At 40.5% G+C, this 17,491-nt stretch carries 12 protein-coding genes, 4 rRNA genes and 1 riboswitch; of the genes, 1 reads left to right on the top strand and 15 read right to left on the bottom strand.

Going from position 1 to position 17,491, the window contains the following annotated elements; translation table 11 throughout:
- Nucleotides 1–126: 126 nt before the first annotated feature.
- The 14 genes from purF to NYE52_RS02575 all read right to left on the bottom strand — a co-directional run bounded on the left by purF (nt 127) and on the right by NYE52_RS02575 (nt 16,318).
- The gene (gene purF, locus NYE52_RS02640) at nt 127–1,539 is read right to left on the bottom strand and encodes an amidophosphoribosyltransferase (RefSeq protein ID WP_341191636.1); all 1,413 of its coding nucleotides are present in this window, start codon (nt 1,537–1,539) and stop codon (nt 127–129) included.
- A complete protein-coding gene (gene purL, locus NYE52_RS02635) occupies nt 1,524–3,740 on the bottom strand; it encodes a phosphoribosylformylglycinamidine synthase subunit PurL (RefSeq protein ID WP_341191635.1) in 2,217 nt (738 codons plus the stop codon). Before purL ends, purF begins: the two co-directional genes overlap by 16 nt.
- Nucleotides 3,724–4,410, bottom strand: a complete 687-nt coding sequence (purQ, locus tag NYE52_RS02630) for a phosphoribosylformylglycinamidine synthase subunit PurQ (protein WP_341191634.1) — start codon at nt 4,408–4,410, stop codon at nt 3,724–3,726. Before purQ ends, purL begins: the two co-directional genes overlap by 17 nt.
- Entirely contained in the window at nt 4,407–4,661 is a 255-nt protein-coding gene (gene purS, locus NYE52_RS02625) for a phosphoribosylformylglycinamidine synthase subunit PurS (protein WP_016205034.1), read from the bottom strand. The genes purQ and purS overlap by 4 nt, the downstream gene beginning before the upstream one ends.
- Nucleotides 4,654–5,373, bottom strand: coding sequence for a phosphoribosylaminoimidazolesuccinocarboxamide synthase (gene purC / locus NYE52_RS02620; RefSeq protein ID WP_341191633.1), 720 nt, complete (start codon nt 5,371–5,373; stop codon nt 4,654–4,656). The genes purS and purC overlap by 8 nt, the downstream gene beginning before the upstream one ends.
- 136 nt (nt 5,374–5,509) lie before the next feature.
- Nucleotides 5,510–6,802: an adenylosuccinate lyase gene (gene purB / locus NYE52_RS02615; RefSeq protein ID WP_341191632.1), complete on the bottom strand. Its 1,293-nt coding sequence runs from the start codon at nt 6,800–6,802 to the stop codon at nt 5,510–5,512.
- A 3-nt stretch (nt 6,803–6,805) separates the two neighbouring features.
- Nucleotides 6,806–7,960 (bottom strand): 5-(carboxyamino)imidazole ribonucleotide synthase, encoded by a 1,155-nt coding sequence (purK, locus tag NYE52_RS02610; RefSeq protein WP_341191631.1) that lies wholly within the window; start codon nt 7,958–7,960, stop codon nt 6,806–6,808.
- A complete protein-coding gene (purE, locus tag NYE52_RS02605) occupies nt 7,947–8,435 on the bottom strand; it encodes a 5-(carboxyamino)imidazole ribonucleotide mutase (protein ID WP_341191630.1) in 489 nt (162 codons plus the stop codon). The genes purK and purE overlap by 14 nt, the downstream gene beginning before the upstream one ends.
- 122 nt (nt 8,436–8,557) lie before the next feature.
- Nucleotides 8,558–8,659, bottom strand: a riboswitch (purine riboswitch).
- 107 nt (nt 8,660–8,766) lie between these two features.
- Nucleotides 8,767–8,964 carry an NETI motif-containing protein gene (locus NYE52_RS02600; protein ID WP_341191629.1) on the bottom strand — a complete coding sequence of 66 codons (198 nt, stop codon included), beginning with the start codon at nt 8,962–8,964 and terminating at the stop codon, nt 8,767–8,769.
- Nucleotides 8,957–9,502 carry a DUF2179 domain-containing protein gene (locus tag NYE52_RS02595; RefSeq protein WP_341191628.1) on the bottom strand — a complete coding sequence of 182 codons (546 nt, stop codon included), beginning with the start codon at nt 9,500–9,502 and terminating at the stop codon, nt 8,957–8,959. Before NYE52_RS02595 ends, NYE52_RS02600 begins: the two co-directional genes overlap by 8 nt.
- Nucleotides 9,503–9,883: 381 nt before the next feature.
- A 5S ribosomal RNA gene (gene rrf / locus NYE52_RS02590) occupies nt 9,884–10,000 on the bottom strand.
- 228 nt (nt 10,001–10,228) lie between these two features.
- Nucleotides 10,229–13,163 (bottom strand): 23S ribosomal RNA (locus NYE52_RS02585).
- Between the two features lie 360 nt (nt 13,164–13,523).
- Nucleotides 13,524–15,071, bottom strand: a 16S ribosomal RNA gene (locus NYE52_RS02580).
- Together the 16S, 23S and 5S rRNA genes form the textbook arrangement of a ribosomal RNA operon.
- A gap of 422 nt (nt 15,072–15,493) precedes the next feature.
- Nucleotides 15,494–16,318, bottom strand: coding sequence for an aldo/keto reductase (locus NYE52_RS02575; protein ID WP_341191627.1), 825 nt, complete (start codon nt 16,316–16,318; stop codon nt 15,494–15,496).
- 507 nt (nt 16,319–16,825) lie between these two features.
- On the opposite strand from NYE52_RS02575, the gene NYE52_RS02570 reads away from it, so the two are divergent.
- A complete protein-coding gene (locus NYE52_RS02570) occupies nt 16,826–17,125 on the top strand; it encodes a winged helix-turn-helix transcriptional regulator (protein ID WP_341191626.1) in 300 nt (99 codons plus the stop codon).
- A 234-nt stretch (nt 17,126–17,359) separates the two neighbouring features.
- On the opposite strand, the gene rrf (NYE52_RS02565) is transcribed toward NYE52_RS02570, so the two are convergent.
- Nucleotides 17,360–17,476: ribosomal RNA gene (gene rrf, locus NYE52_RS02565) — 5S ribosomal RNA — on the bottom strand.
- Nucleotides 17,477–17,491 lie beyond the last annotated feature (15 nt).

Raw genomic sequence — 17,491 nt, 5'->3', positions numbered from 1 at the left:
AAAATATCGAAAAGTCTAGTTTGATTCAGTTGGAAAAGCGACATTAATGCATGTCGCTTTTCTTTTATTTTAACAGTTAAGAAAGTATGAGTTTTTTGAAGTCCATTTGGTGTCTGACTCCTATCCTTACACTTTCTCGTATGGATGATCTGCGTTCGGATAAATTTCGGTTGGATATTTACCTGTAAAGCAAGCTAGACAATGTCCTCTATTTTCCCCATCATCTGTTCGACCGATCGCATCAATCATTCCTTCTGTACTTAAGAAGATAAGAGAGTCAGCGCCAATTAATTCACGAAGTTCTTCTACTGAATATTTAGATGCAATCAACTCTTCTTTTGTTGATGTATCAATTCCATAGAAGCAAGGATTTTTAATTGGTGGAGAACTGATTAGCACGTGCACTTCTGTTGCTCCCGCTTCTCTTAACATTGTCACAATACGTTTACTTGTTGTGCCACGAACGATAGAATCATCTACCATAATCACTCTTTTTCCTTCTACTACTCCGCGTACAGCAGAAAGCTTCATCTTAACCCCTTGCTCACGAAGAGACTGTGAAGGTTGAATAAATGTTCGGCCAACATAGCGATTTTTAATCAATCCAAGCTCATACGGAATTCCTGTTGCTTCCGCATATCCGATTGCTGCAGAAATACTAGAATCAGGTACTCCAGTTACTACATCTGCTTCAATAGGTGCTTCGATTGCTAATCTTTTCCCAAGATTTTTACGAGCAGTATGAACATTGATTCCATTGATATTACTGTCAGGTCTGGAGAAATAGACATATTCCATTGTGCACATTGCAATATTAGAAGCGACAGAGAACATTTCTGAACGGAACCCGTTATCATCGATAATTAAAAGTTCCCCTGGCAAAATATCACGAACAAACTCTGCTCCTACCACATCAAATGCACATGTTTCAGATGCCACGACATAAGCATCTCCTAACTTCCCTAATGAAAGAGGACGCATTCCATTCGGATCTAGAGCAACCATTAATTCTGTTTCCGTTAAAATAAGAAAAGCATACGCACCTTTAATCATTGTCAGCGCATTTTTCACTCTTTCCTTAAATGCCGCAAAACCGCCTCTTCTAATTAAATGAGCAAGAACCTCTGTGTCCGAGCTTGTTTGAAAAATACTTCCTTGTGCTTCTAGCTGGCTTTTTAAAGCTGTAGCATTTACTAGATTTCCGTTATGAGCAAGTGCCATACTTCCGCTTTGGAAGTGGAAAAGAAGAGGCTGAACATTTTCATATCCGCCGCCTCCTGCTGTTGCATAACGTACATGCCCAATTGCTGCTTTTCCTGATAAATCTTTAATTGCTTCTTGGGTAAAAATTTCAGAAACTAGACCTTCTCCTTTAATTCCTTTTAATTTTTCCCCATCAGTTGATACAATACCTGTACCTTCTTGTCCGCGATGCTGTAAGCTATGAAGCCCGTAGTATGTTAATTGCGATGCATCTTCATGTCCCCAAACTCCAAAGATACCACATTCTTCATTTAACCCTCTTATTTCAGCAAGCATGGAATTGCTCCTCTCCAGGCATCCGTTAACGAATCAACCTGTTCATTTACTAGAATAGTTTCCCCTTGGCTAATGGTAAGAACGGTTGTATCAGTAACTTCTCCTACTAGTGTAGCAGGAACTAATTTTTCAAAAGTCTCTTTGTTTTCTGGTTTAATAGAAAGTAAGAAACGTGATTGTGATTCACTGAATAGTGCTGTTACAGCATCTTCTGTAACAGTTACTTTTGCTCCTAGGCCCTTTGAGCTGATTAAGCTTTCTGCAACGGCAACTGCTAAGCCACCTTCTGCTAAATCATGAGCGGATTCTATAACACCTGCACGGATTGCTTCAAGAACTGCTTGTTGATAAGCTTTTTCCTCTTCTAAATCTAAGGAAGGTGCTTTACCAGAAATAGATCCTTCTAGCATTTTCTGTAACTCACTTCCACCAAACTCTGCTTTTGTTTCTCCGAGTACATAGATTAAGTCTCCAGCTGCTTTAAAGCTTTGTGTAGTGATATCTTTCGTATCCTTCACTAATCCAACCATTCCAATAACAGGAGTAGGATAGATAGCAGTTCCATTTGTTTCGTTATATAAAGAGACATTACCGCCGATTACTGGTGCATTTAATGCTAAGCAAGCTTCACTGATTCCGTCTGCCGCTTTTTCAATTTGCCAGAAAATCTCTGGTTTCTCTGGATTTCCGAAGTTTAAGTTGTCAGTAATAGCAAGTGGCTCTGCACCAGAACATACGATATTACGAGCTGCTTCTGCTACTGCAATCTTACCGCCTGTTTCTGGATCTAAGTACAAGTATCTTGCATTACAATCCGTTGTCATCGCTAATGCTTTTTTCGTTCCGCGAATACGTACCACTGCTGCATCAGAACCTGGTGCAACTACTGTATTTGTACGAACCATATAGTCATATTGATCATAAACCCACTCTTTACTTGCAATAGTAGGCTGTTTTAATAGATTAAGAAGTGTTTCACCATAGTTAGTTACAGTAGGAATATAGTTTTCCATCGCTTGGAACTCACGATAATAAGCTGGTTCACTAGATGGCTTATGATATACTGGAGCATCCTCTGCTAAAGCATCTGCAGGTACATTTGCTACTACTTCTCCTTTATGAAGGAGACGAAGCATTTTATCATCTGTTACAATACCGATTGCTACTGCCTCTAAATCATATTTATGGAAAAGATCTTTGATTTCCTGTTCTCTTCCTTTTTTCACAACAATCAACATACGTTCTTGTGATTCAGATAGCATCATTTCATAAGCAGTCATTCCTGTTTCACGCTGTGGTACTAAGTCTAAATTCATTTCAATACCAGAACCAGCTTTACTTGCCATTTCTGCACTAGAGCTTGCTAGTCCTGCAGCCCCCATATCTTGAATACCAACTAATGCATCTGATTGAATCAGCTCAAGACACGCTTCTAGAAGAAGCTTTTCCATAAATGGATCTCCTACTTGTACAGCAGGACGCTTTTCATCGGAGTTCTCTGTTAATTCTTCTGAAGCAAATGTTGCACCATGAATTCCGTCACGACCTGTTTTCGCGCCTACATACATTACGGTATTACCAACACCGTGTGCCTGACCTTTTTTAATATCCTCATGGTTAATTAGACCAACACACATTGCATTTACAAGCGGGTTTCCAGCATAGGAATCATCAAAAGCAATTTCCCCACCAACTGTTGGAATCCCAATGCAGTTTCCATAGCCAGCAATTCCGGCAACTACTTCTTTAAAAAGGTATTTCGTACGTTCATTATCTAATTCACCGAATCGTAGTGAGTTCAGAATAGCAATTGGTCTTGCTCCCATGGAGAAAACATCACGGATAATTCCACCTACACCAGTTGCAGCTCCTTGATATGGCTCAATTGCTGATGGATGGTTATGGCTTTCGATTTTAAATGCTACCGCTTGACCATCGCCGATATCTACAATCCCTGCACCCTCACCAGGTCCTTGTAAAACTTGTGGCCCTGAAATTGGGAATTTCTTCAATACTGGTTTAGAGTTCTTATAGCTACAATGTTCTGACCACATAACAGAAAATAACCCAATCTCTGTATAGTTAGGAAGGCGACCTAGAATTCCCTCTACCATCGCAAACTCTTCATCCGTCACACCCATTTGTTTGTAAATTTCTTCTGATTTAATTTGTTCTGGACTTGGCTCAAGCATTAACGACATTTGCTTCCCTCCACTGACTAACGATTGATTTAAATATTTTCAGACCATCTGCTCCACCTAAAAGCTCATCTACTGCTCTTTCTGGGTGAGGCATCATACCAAGGACATTTCCTTTTTCATTTGTAATTCCAGCAATATTTTCTAAGCTTCCGTTTGGATTTGTACCATTATAAGTAAAAACAATTTGATTATTTGCTTTTAAGTTTGCTAATGTTTCCTCATCACAGTAGTAATTTCCTTCTCCGTGAGCAATCGGAACAGTGATTACTTCGTTTTCTTTATATGCAGAGGAGAACATCGTATTATTATTTGCTACCTGCAGTTCAACTGGCTTGCAGATAAACTTTAAGCTTTCATTTCTTCTCATTGCACCAGGTAGTAAACCCGCTTCTAATAATATTTGGAATCCATTACATACACCAAGAACTGGTTTGCCCGCTTCTGCTGCTTTCACTACTTCTTTCATTACATTACTGAATCTTGCAATCGCTCCTGTACGAAGATAGTCACCATAAGAGAATCCTCCAGGTAGCAAAATTCCATCAAAGCCTTCTAAGCTGTCTGTATCATGCCATACGTATTCTACTTCTTCTCCAAGCTCATCCTTCACCGCATGAAACATATCAACATCACAATTGGATCCTGGAAATACGATTACTGCAAATTTCACTGTGCAACAACCTCCTCCACCTCATAGCGGTAGTCTTCAATAACTGTATTAGCAAGTAGTTTTTCACACATTTCCTTTACTAGCTCATCAATGTTTCTTTCTGACTTATCAATTGTTAATTCTAGGTATTTACCAATACGTACATCCTCTACTTCTTTATAATTTAATGAATGCAACGATCCCTTCACAGCATTCCCTTGTGGATCTAATACACTTTCTCTTAATGTGATGTATACTTTAACTTTAAACATGTTGACTTCCCCCTAGTCTCGCTAAAATATTTTCGTAAGCATCTGTTAGATTTCCTAAATCACGACGAAATACATCTTTATCTAATTTCGCATTAGTTTCTTTATCCCAAAGACGGCAAGTATCTGGTGAAATTTCATCAGCAAGAAGAATATTACCTTCTTTGTCTTTTCCAAATTCTAATTTAAAATCAACTAAGTTAATTCCCAATTCTCCAAAAAATCTGCTTAATACTTCATTTACTTCTAGTGCCTTTTTCTTTAAAAATGCAACTTCCTCCGTTGATGCAAGCTTTAATTCTTCGATATGGTCTTCCGTAATCATTGGATCACCTAGTGCATCATCCTTGTAGTAAAATTCAACCAATGGCTTTGATAACGGATTGCCTTCTTCTATTCCTAATCTTTTTGAAAAACTGCCTGCTGCTAGATTTCGAACGACCACTTCTAATGGAATAATCTCCACTTTCTTTACAAGTTGTTCTGTTTCTGACAATTTTTCTACAAAATGTGATGGAATACCAAAGTCTTTTAACTTTAAGAATAGTAAACTAGTAATCTCATTGTTTAATCGACCTTTGCCTGTAATAGTAGCTTTCTTCTCACCATTAAAGGCAGTAGCGGAATCTTTATATTCCAACCAAACAATATCCTCATCTGAAGTTTTATACACTCTTTTTGCTTTTCCTTCATACAATAAAGCTCTCTTTTCCATTTGAAGAGTCTCCTTATCAAAAAAATTAGGGATAAAACGAAAAATTCTTACTTGCAATACCTTGCTTAAAATTCGGTATATTCTGTTTTTACGGTTTGTAGTAGAGCTGTCATATTATGTGACAGCTCTTATTTTTTTATAAACCAAGACGATCAAAAATCGTATCAACATGTTTGATATGGAAGTGATAATCAAAGCAATCATCAATCTCTTCTTTTGTTAACTTAGAAGAAATGACTGCATCATTATCTACTAGCCCGCGGAACGGTACTTGCTTTTCCCATGACTCCATCGCTCTTGGTTGCACAGTGTCATAAGCTTCTTCTCTTGTTAGCCCTTTATCAATTAGAGCTAGTAATACGCGCTGTGAGTAGATTAAGCCAAGTGTACGATCCATATTTCGTTTCATATTCTCTGGGAATACAGTTAAGTTTTTCACGATATTTCCAAAACGATTTAACATATAATTTAATGCAATTGTTGCATCAGGAATAATGATTCGCTCTGCAGATGAATGAGAAATATCTCTTTCATGCCATAGAGGAACATTTTCATAGGCAGTTAGCATATAGCCACGTATAACACGAGCAAGACCTGCCATGTTTTCTGAACCAATTGGATTACGCTTATGTGGCATTGCAGAAGAGCCTTTTTGCCCTTTAGCAAAAAATTCTTCCACTTCTCTTGTTTCACTCTTTTGCAACCCGCGAATTTCTACTGCGAATTTTTCAATAGAAGTAGCAATTAATGCTAGTGTAGACATATAATCTGCATGGCGATCACGTTGTAATGTTTGCGTTGAAATCGGAGCCGGCTTAATCCCCAATTCTTTACATACATATTGTTCTACAAAAGGATCGATATTTGCATAAGTTCCAACTGCACCAGAAATTTTGCCATATTCAATTCCTTCAGCAGCTGCCTTAAATCTCTCAAGGTTACGTTTCATTTCTTCATGCCATAAAGCAAGCTTTAAACCAAAAGTAGTTGGTTCTGCATGCACCCCATGTGTACGCCCCATCATAACGGTGTATTTATGCTCTTGTGCTTTATTCTTCAGAATTTCAATGAAGTTCTCTACATCTTTTAATAAAATCTCATTAGCTTGTTTAATTTGATAAGAAAGTGCCGTATCTACTACATCCGTAGAAGTCAAACCATAATGCACCCATTTTCTTTCTTCTCCAAGTGTTTCAGATACTGCTCTTGTAAATGCAACAACATCATGTCTTGTATCTAGCTCAATTTCTTTAATACGTTCGATATCAAACGAAGCATTTTCACGTATCTTTTTTACATCTTCTGCTGGAATCTCTCCAAGCTTTACCCAAGCTTCACATGCTAAAATTTCTACCTCTAACCATGCTTTAAAGCGATTTTCCTCTGTCCAAATCTTACCCATTTCTGGTCTTGTGTAACGATCAATCATTGTTTATCCTCCGATTTTTTCTGTCTGTACATTCCATATGTTCGTATTCTCAATTTCATCTAATGCAATTTCAACAGATGAACGAAGCAAAGTTATATGCCCCATCTTTCTATTTTCCTTTGGTTCCTGTTTTCCATAAAGATGAATTTTCCAGTCCTGCAAATCAGGAATTTTATCAATTATCTGCGCTTGATGTTGACCGAGAATATTAACCATGACAGCAGGTCTTAATAGCCTAGTGCTTGCTAAGGGCCAATTACACACCGCACGGATATGCTGTTCAAACTGTGAAGTCTCACATGCTTCAATCGTATAATGCCCCGAATTATGAGGTCTAGGAGCCAACTCATTAATATAAATCTCTTCGTCTTCTGTCAGGAACATTTCTACGGCTAGCGTTCCTACTAAATGTAGATATTCAGCAAGCTTACTTGCCTTCTCTATCGCTAAGTCCTTTGCGAATTCACTAATACGAGCCGGAACGATTGATTCATGCAGAATATTATTAAGATGAATATTTTCACTAGCTGGAAAAACAGTAGCTTCTCCCTTTCCACTTCTAGTGATAATAACCGATATTTCCTTATTAAAAGGAATCCATTTTTCTAATACACAGACCCCATTGTTTAATAGCTCTTCCGCTTCTGCTACTTGACTGCTTTCTTTAATAACATATTGGCCTTTTCCATCATAACCTCCACGAGCCGTTTTTAAAACAGCTGGATAGCCTAATTGTGCTAATCCATTATAAATATCATTTGTTTTTTCAACAACTACATATGGAGCTATCTTAATTCCCGCTTGTTCTATTGCCTTTTTTTCCTTTACTCGATCCTGCGTAATTTCAAGAAGAGCAGAACCTTGAGGAACATTAGCATTATTGGTTAACCAATCAAGACAAGCTGCATCTATATTTTCAAATTCATAAGTTATTACATCACTTATTTCTGCTAATTTTTTTATCGCTGATAAACTATCATAGGCATCAACAATTTTATAATCAGCTACTTGGCCACAAGGAGAATCCTCTGTTGGATCTAATACGGCTATTCTAAACCCTTGTGCTTTTGCTGCGATTGCCATCATACGCCCTAATTGACCGCCACCTATAATACCAATTGTTTGACCTGGCAGTATTACTTTATTAGACAAGCTCATCACTACTTTCCATTACTTCTTTTTTCGTTCTTTCTCTCATGGAAAAAAGTCTTTCTGCTAACTCTAAATCTGTAGCACCCAGTATTTGGGCTGCAAGAAGTCCTGCATTTGTCGCACCTGCTTTCCCAATTGCTACAGTAGCAACTGGCACTCCTCCAGGCATTTGTACAATCGACAATAAGGAATCCAACCCATTTAAGGCTCTTGATTGAACCGGAACCCCTATAACAGGCAAAGTTGTCTTTGCAGCTACCATCCCAGGGAGATGTGCTGCTCCACCAGCTCCGGCAATAATTACTTTAATTCCTCTATCTCTTGCACTTTCGGCATATTCAAACATTAAGTCAGGAGTACGATGAGCAGAGACCACTTTTTTCTCGTAATCTACTTCCAGTTGATCTAATATGCTACAAGCATGTTTCATTGTTTCCCAATCTGATTTACTCCCCATGATAACACCAACAGATGCGGTCATGTTTCCCCTCCTGATTCCATTTAAAAAGCCCTAGACAGAAAACTTCTACACAAAAAGAGAGAAAGTATCCGTCCAGAGCTTAAATAAAATCTGGATAAAGTACTTCTACTTTTTCCAGCTCCTTTTCATTCACTTTCCCTCATAGTCCAGTATTTTACGGTTACCGGGTAGAAACTCATGGGCCATATTCCCATTATTATATGAGGGCTATTTAATTTATTTTTATGCGATATCTGTTTATTAACACTATACCATCTTAACAAGCATATTTATATGTTGTCAACAGTAAATGTCGAACGATTAATATAAATATAATTTTATTGTTCGTGATTTAACCTTCTAAATGGACTGCTTCAAAGATAATTTGCTGTGATACTGGCTCATAGGACATTTGCCCATTCACCTTGATTTCTTTAAAAACAGGCTTTTCCATCCGCTTTATCGGTGTATAGCCTTCCTTCTTCATTCTATCCAAACAGTCATTAATCGTCTCATTCGTTTGCACTTCAAATCTTTTTTTCTTACTCATTAAATAATTTTCCTTTCTTAACACTTTTCACCCAGAACCCTCCATAAATCGCTTTCGGCTCATATGCAATAATAAATGCTTTCGGATCCAATTCTTTAATTGTCTGATATAATTTTAATTCATATTTTCGAGGAGTTAATATTTGCAAAGACATCCGGTCTCCCTCTAACCCCTGTGCGGCCCACGTTGTTACACCATATCCTTGTGTTCTTAAGGAATTGGGCAAATCTCTGTCATATTCCTTTGTTATCACATTTACAGTAATATATCCTAAAGCTAGCTTTTCCTCAATTTTCATCCCGACTATGACTCCTATACCGTATCCTATAGCATAGGCAACTAAGTTTTGAATTTGATCCAAATTATCCAAAACCAATCCTAATCCAATGACATAAATAACTACCTCTATCATGCTAATAAAAGCAGCTAAATAACGTTGCCCTTTTAGAGTTAAAATCATTCGTATCGTAAAAAAAGAAACATAAACAATATTGATTATGAGAATAATCAATACCATTGTAACACTATTTTCTAGCATATACTTTTTCACTCCCATATGTATTTACTATTCCTATATTATACTTATAATTACCTAATAAGAAAGAAGTAAACAATTATATAATTTCCACTAAAAAACAGATAAATCTGAAAAATGTATATATAATAGAAGAAAGTCGGATTTTTTATGGATACTATTTATATTTGCGGATTGTTTCTAATTTATTCTTAGCAAGGAGTTATATACTTGTTACTTCAATTACTTGATTTTTAGTAGAAAATGTAAAAGTAAAAATTAGCGGGGAATTGTAATGACCGGGTCTGAAACTTGGTACTTATGAGCAAAACATTTTTTTCATTTAGTATTATTATTCGGACAAAAAAACCTAAAAGCACTTAAGCTTTTAGGTTTTTTCAATTTGCCTGGCGACGTCCTACTCTCACAGGGGGAGAACCCCCAACTACCATCGGCGCTGAGAAGCTTAACTTCCGTGTTCGGTATGGGAACGGGTGTGACCTTCTCGCTATCGCCACCAGACTTATTTAGTTAGAGAATTGTTCTCTCAAAACTAAATCATTTTAGAAGTAAACCATTTTGCCAAGTAATCATTATTGTCCAGCTCCAACGCCTATCGCCTATCAAACTTCCGATCATCTCTTTTGCGTAAGTCAACATCGATTCACTTACGTTCATCGTGTTTCCTTTATCGAAAGAACAAGCTCTTCCAATTTGTACGCCGATAAACAGGCGTTTCCGCTTTTCGTTTTAGTTAAGTCCTCGATCTATTAGTATCAGTCAGCTCCACATGTCGCCACGCTTCCACCTCTGACCTATCAACCTGATCATCTTTCAGGGATCTTACTAGCTTACGCTATGGGAAATCTCATCTTGAGGGGGGCTTCATGCTTAGATGCTTTCAGCACTTATCCCTTCCGCACATAGCTACCCAGCGATGCCTTTGGCAAGACAACTGGTACACCAGCGGTGCGTCCATCCCGGTCCTCTCGTACTAAGGACAGCTCCTCTCAAATTTCCTACGCCCACGACGGATAGGGACCGAACTGTCTCACGACGTTCTGAACCCAGCTCGCGTACCGCTTTAATGGGCGAACAGCCCAACCCTTGGGACCGACTACAGCCCCAGGATGCGATGAGCCGACATCGAGGTGCCAAACCTCCCCGTCGATGTGGACTCTTGGGGGAGATAAGCCTGTTATCCCCGGGGTAGCTTTTATCCGTTGAGCGATGGCCCTTCCATGCGGAACCACCGGATCACTAAGCCCGACTTTCGTCCCTGCTCGACTTGTAGGTCTCGCAGTCAAGCTCCCTTGTGCCTTTACACTCTACGAATGATTTCCAACCATTCTGAGGGAACCTTTGGGCGCCTCCGTTACTTTTTAGGAGGCGACCGCCCCAGTCAAACTGCCCACCTGACACTGTCTCCCACCCCGATAAGGGGTGCGGGTTAGAATGTCAATACAGCCAGGGTAGTATCCCACCAATGCCTCCACCGAAGCTGGCGCTCCGGCTTCCAAGGCTCCTACCTATCCTGTACAAGCTGTACCAAAATTCAATATCAGGCTGCAGTAAAGCTCCACGGGGTCTTTCCGTCCTGTCGCGGGTAACCTGCATCTTCACAGGTACTATAATTTCACCGAGTCTCTCGTTGAGACAGTGCCCAGATCGTTACACCTTTCGTGCGGGTCGGAACTTACCCGACAAGGAATTTCGCTACCTTAGGACCGTTATAGTTACGGCCGCCGTTTACTGGGGCTTCAATTCAGAGCTTCGCGCGAACGCTAACCCCTCCTCTTAACCTTCCAGCACCGGGCAGGTGTCAGCCCCTATACTTCGCCTTGCGGCTTCGCAGAGACCTGTGTTTTTGCTAAACAGTCGCCTGGGCCTATTCACTGCGGCTCTCTCGGGCTTTAACACCCAAAAGAGCACCCCTTCTCCCGAAGTTACGGGGTCATTTTGCCGAGTTCCTTAACGAGAGTTCTCTCGCTCACCTTAGGATTCTCTCCTCGCCTACCTGTGTCGGTTTGCGGTACGGGCACCATAAATCTCGCTAGAGGCTTTTCTTGGCAGTGTGGAATCAGGAACTTCGGTACTATATTTCCCTCGCCGTCACAGCTCCGCCGTATGGTAATGGGATTTGCCTCATTACCGGCCTAACTGCTTGGACGTGCTAATCCAACAGCACGCTTACCCTATCCTCCTGCGTCCCCCCATTGCTCAAACGATTTAAAGGTGGTACAGGAATATCAACCTGTTGTCCATCGCCTACGCTTTTCAGCCTCGGCTTAGGTCCCGACTAACCCTGAGCGGACGAGCCTTCCTCAGGAAACCTTAGGCATTCGGTGGATGAGATTCTCACTCATCTTTCGCTACTCATACCGGCATTCTCACTTCTAAGCGCTCCACCAGTCCTTACGGTCTAGCTTCAACGCCCTTAGAACGCTCTCCTACCACTGACATCATAGATGTCAATCCACAGCTTCGGTGATACGTTTAGCCCCGGTACATTTTCGGCGCAGAGTCACTCGACCAGTGAGCTATTACGCACTCTTTAAATGGTGGCTGCTTCTAAGCCAACATCCTGGTTGTCTAAGCAACTCCACATCCTTTTCCACTTAACGTATACTTTGGGACCTTAGCTGGTGGTCTGGGCTGTTTCCCTCTTGACCACGGATCTTATCACTCGTAGTCTGACTCCCAAGAATAAGTATTTGGCATTCGGAGTTTGTCTGAATTCGGTAACCCGATGGGGGCCCCTAGTCCAAACAGTGCTCTACCTCCAATACTCTAAATCTTGAGGCTAGCCCTAAAGCTATTTCGGAGAGAACCAGCTATCTCCAAGTTCGATTGGAATTTCTCCGCTACCCACACCTCATCCCCGCACTTTTCAACGTGCGTGGGTTCGGGCCTCCATCCAGTGTTACCTGGACTTCACCCTGGACATGGGTAGATCACCTGGTTTCGGGTCTACAACCACATACTATTTCGCCCTATTCAGACTCGCTTTCGCTGCGGCTCCGTCTTATCAACTTAACCTCGCATGTAATCGTAACTCGCCGGTTCATTCTACAAAAGGCACGCTATCACCCATAAAAGGGCTCTAACTACTTGTAGGCACACGGTTTCAGGATCTATTTCACTCCCCTTCCGGGGTGCTTTTCACCTTTCCCTCACGGTACTGGTTCACTATCGGTCACTAGGGAGTATTTAGCCTTGGGAGATGGTCCTCCCTGCTTCCGACGGGATTTCTCGTGTCCCGCCGTACTCAGGATACACTCAAGAGGGAACGAAGTTTCGACTACAGGGTTTTTACCTTCTACGACTGACCTTTCCAGATCGATTCGTCTACCCCGTTCCTTTGTAACTCCATATAGAGTGTCCTACAACCCCAAGAGGCAAGCCTCTTGGTTTGGGCTAATCCCGTTTCGCTCGCCGCTACTCAGGGAATCGCGTTTGCTTTCTCTTCCTCCGGGTACTTAGATGTTTCAGTTCCCCGGGTCTGCCTTCAGTACCCTATGTATTCAGGTAAAGATTCTATCCCATTACGGATAGAGGGTTTCCCCATTCGGAAATCTCTGGATCAAAGCTTACTTACAGCTCCCCAAAGCATATCGGTGTTAATCCCGTCCTTCATCGGCTCCTAGTGCCAAGGCATCCACCGTGCGCCCTTTCTAACTTAACTTAGTTTCGACCAAAGATAAGCGGCGTATCTCTTCGTCAGCTCTCTCACTCTGCTCCTCACGTACTAGCGTACGCTCCGGTGCTCGCTCGGTCGCTTCCTTGACCTACTTGCTTCTCTTTGCTCTCAAATCTTCGAATAAGCATTCGATTAATACGATTACTTTTCAAAGAAGTAATTCTCTAAAATAGAGAATCTAAGATGGCGATTACTCGGTTTATCTTGGTTACTTCTATTTAATGATTTAGTTTTCAAAGAACAATTTCGGCTTATTATCAGCCTAATTTTGAGGAATTGCTCCCTCAAAACTGAACAACAAATCGTCAACAATCTTTGATGGAATGTAAATTCCATTTTCCTTAGAAAGGAGGTGATCCAGCCGCACCTTCCGATACGGCTACCTTGTTACGACTTCACCCCAATCATCTATCCCACCTTAGGCGGCTGGCTCCTTACGGTTACCCCACCGACTTCGGGTGTTACAAACTCTCGTGGTGTGACGGGCGGTGTGTACAAGGCCCGGGAACGTATTCACCGCGGCATGCTGATCCGCGATTACTAGCGATTCCAGCTTCATGTAGGCGAGTTGCAGCCTACAATCCGAACTGAGAATGGTTTTATGGGATTTGCTCGACCTCGCGGTTTTGCTGCCCTTTGTACCATCCATTGTAGCACGTGTGTAGCCCAGGTCATAAGGGGCATGATGATTTGACGTCATCCCCACCTTCCTCCGGTTTGTCACCGGCAGTCACCTTAGAGTGCCCAACTTAATGCTGGCAACTAAGATCAAGGGTTGCGCTCGTTGCGGGACTTAACCCAACATCTCACGACACGAGCTGACGACAACCATGCACCACCTGTCACTCTGTCCCCCGAAGGGGAACGTCCTATCTCTAGGAGTGTCAGAGGATGTCAAGACCTGGTAAGGTTCTTCGCGTTGCTTCGAATTAAACCACATGCTCCACCGCTTGTGCGGGCCCCCGTCAATTCCTTTGAGTTTCAGCCTTGCGGCCGTACTCCCCAGGCGGAGTGCTTAATGCGTTTGCTGCAGCACTAAAGGGCGGAAACCCTCTAACACTTAGCACTCATCGTTTACGGCGTGGACTACCAGGGTATCTAATCCTGTTTGCTCCCCACGCTTTCGCGCCTCAGCGTCAGTTACAGACCAAAGAGTCGCCTTCGCCACTGGTGTTCCTCCACATCTCTACGCATTTCACCGCTACACGTGGAATTCCACTCTTCTCTTCTGCACTCAAGTCCCCCAGTTTCCAATGACCCTCCACGGTTGAGCCGTGGGCTTTCACATCAGACTTAAAGGACCGCCTGCGCGCGCTTTACGCCCAATAATTCCGGACAACGCTTGCCACCTACGTATTACCGCGGCTGCTGGCACGTAGTTAGCCGTGGCTTTCTGGTTAGGTACCGTCAAGGTACAAGCAGTTACTCTTGTACTTGTTCTTCCCTAACAACAGAGTTTTACGATCCGAAAACCTTCATCACTCACGCGGCGTTGCTCCGTCAGACTTTCGTCCATTGCGGAAGATTCCCTACTGCTGCCTCCCGTAGGAGTCTGGGCCGTGTCTCAGTCCCAGTGTGGCCGATCACCCTCTCAGGTCGGCTACGCATCGTTGCCTTGGTGAGCCGTTACCTCACCAACTAGCTAATGCGCCGCGGGCCCATCTGTAAGTGACAGCGTAAACCGTCTTTCAGCTTTTCCACATGAGTGGAAAAGGATTATCCGGTATTAGCTCCGGTTTCCCGAAGTTATCCCAGTCTTACAGGCAGGTTGCCCACGTGTTACTCACCCGTCCGCCGCTAACTTTAAAAGCAAGCTTTTAAAGTCCGCTCGACTTGCATGTATTAGGCACGCCGCCAGCGTTCGTCCTGAGCCAGGATCAAACTCTCCAATAAAGAGTTGATTAGCTCAAATGCTAAACTCTAGCTTTTTGTTACTTGTTTTTCGTTCTATAACGTTAGTTATAAAACGATTATTGTTGACGTTTGTTTGTTCAGTTTTCAAAGAGCAATTTGTTTGTTGCTATCAGAAGCAACTTTTATATAATATCATATTCCTCATTCGAAAGTCAATAACTTTTTTCAAAAAACTTTCAAAGAATAACATTCTATTAAGTTCATACTGTCGCCATTAGAAGCAACTTTTATATAATAACAGGTTATTACCCTTTTGTCAGCATTTTATTCAAAAAAGTTAAAGATAAATTATTCCCAATTTTTAATAAACATGTCTTTAGCTAATTAAAATGAGCAAAGAGAGGAATAACTCCTCTCTCTAGACAAACAAGCTTTCTTATTCTATAGAGAAAAACAGCATTTTAGCGCGCATGCATATCGTTAGGATGAGATCCTTTACGTCTATCAATGTTTAATTGATTTATTGCATTTACTTCTTTTTCATTTAACTCAAAATCAAACACTTCGAAATTTTCTTCAATTCTTGATGGGGTAACTGACTTAGGGATTACAATAGTATTATTTTGCAAATGCCAGCGTAAAACTACCTGAGCTGGTGTTTTTTCATGTGCATCCGCAATATTTTTAATCACTTCATCTTGTAATACTTCTCCACCCTGGTCTAATGGACTCCACGCTTCTACAAAAATATCATGCTTTGCACAATATTCCTTTAGTTCCTTTTGAGATAAGTATGGATGACACTCAACTTGATTTAGAACAGGTTTTACTTCGCATTCATTTAAAATGCGCTCTAAATGTTCTATCTCAAAGTTACAAACACCAATAGCTTTCACTTTCCCATCCTTATATAGTTTTTCTAAAGCTTTATATGTATCCACATAATTATCAAAATTAGGAGTTGGCCAATGAATTAAATATAAATCTACATAACCAAGACCCAATCTTTCTAGACTTTCATCAAATGCTTTCAGTGTATTTTCATAACCTTGGTCACTATTCCAAACTTTTGTTGTAATAAATAACTCTTCACGAGGAATAGAACAATCTTTTATTGCTTTTCCTACTCCCTTTTCATTTTTATAAATCATTGCAGTATCAATTGAGCGATAACCAACTTCAAGTGCTTTAGCAACCGCACTCGTTGCTTGGTCATCAGCCACTTGCCAAACTCCAAATCCTAATTGAGGCATTTTCAAACCATTGTTTAAAGTAACGAATTCCATTATGCATTTCTCCTTTTTTAAATATATATACTTCTTTGCTACTATCTCTATACGTTAACTCCTTTAGCAAAAATACTATCCTCTTCCTGATATAAGAAACGAAAGATGAACTATAGTAGTTTACTTTATTACCAATAAGGATTAAAGATAACTAAAATCACCTCCTTAAAGGACCATTTCATAGAATAATCATTCTTACCATATGAACTACTTTTTACTAATCAATAAACGACTGTAAATATTCGCTTTTCATTTTTTCAATATAGCTACTAACAAATATAGATAATGATTGAACATAACTTTCCTTTTAGCTTCTACTTTCCAAAATATCAAATTGTTATTGCAAAGTTTTTCTTACTAAATCTATTTCGAAATTCCCAGAGATTTCTACTAGGTTTGCTTGATTGCTATTTTACAAGACTTAATATAATAATGTAAGTAGTGAAATTTTTATGACATAGTTACTTATACTTAACCAACTATAAATTTATAACTAGGAGGGATAGGATGGAAATTCCATGCTCAATTGAAAAAACACTTGATATTATCGGGAATAAATGGTCATTTCTAGTTTTAAGGGAATTATTTGAAGGAACAAAACGATTCAATGAATTACGGAGATCCATCGAGGGGATAAGCCCTAATTCTTTAACAACAACGCTAAAGCATTTAGAAAAGAGAGGTATTATTATTCGAACAGCTATCCCTACAGTTCCGATTACCGTTGAATACTCTCTTACAGAAAAGGGTGAATCTTTTCATAGTGTATTAAAGGAGATGAAAAAGTGGGCTGCCGAATGGGCGTAACCTATTTTATACTACATAAATTTACCCTATGTTATTTTATTTAATAAACCTAGTTTAGCTCTATTCTCTGATTTTAATAGTGAAAAAGGACTTCCAACTGATGAAGTCCTTCATAACAAAACTACTAGTTATTAAAATATCATTTTGTCTATTTTCACTTATTTTAGAGGATCTTAGTCAATCTAATGTACAAAAAAAGACCTAAAAGCATTTTTGCTTTTAGGTCTTTTAATAGCCTGGCGACGTCCTACTCTCACAGGGGGAGAACCCCCAACTACCATCGGCGCTGAGAAGCTTAACTTCCGTGTTCGGTATGGGAACGGGTGTGACCTTCTCGCTATCGCCACCAGACTATTTATTTTTGAG

The organism is Niallia sp. FSL W8-0635 (assembly GCF_038007965.1).
Lineage (GTDB): Bacteria > Bacillota > Bacilli > Bacillales > Cytobacillaceae > Niallia.
Note: the sequence above shows the minus strand (reverse complement) of the source record. Positions and strands in the feature narration are given on the sequence as shown.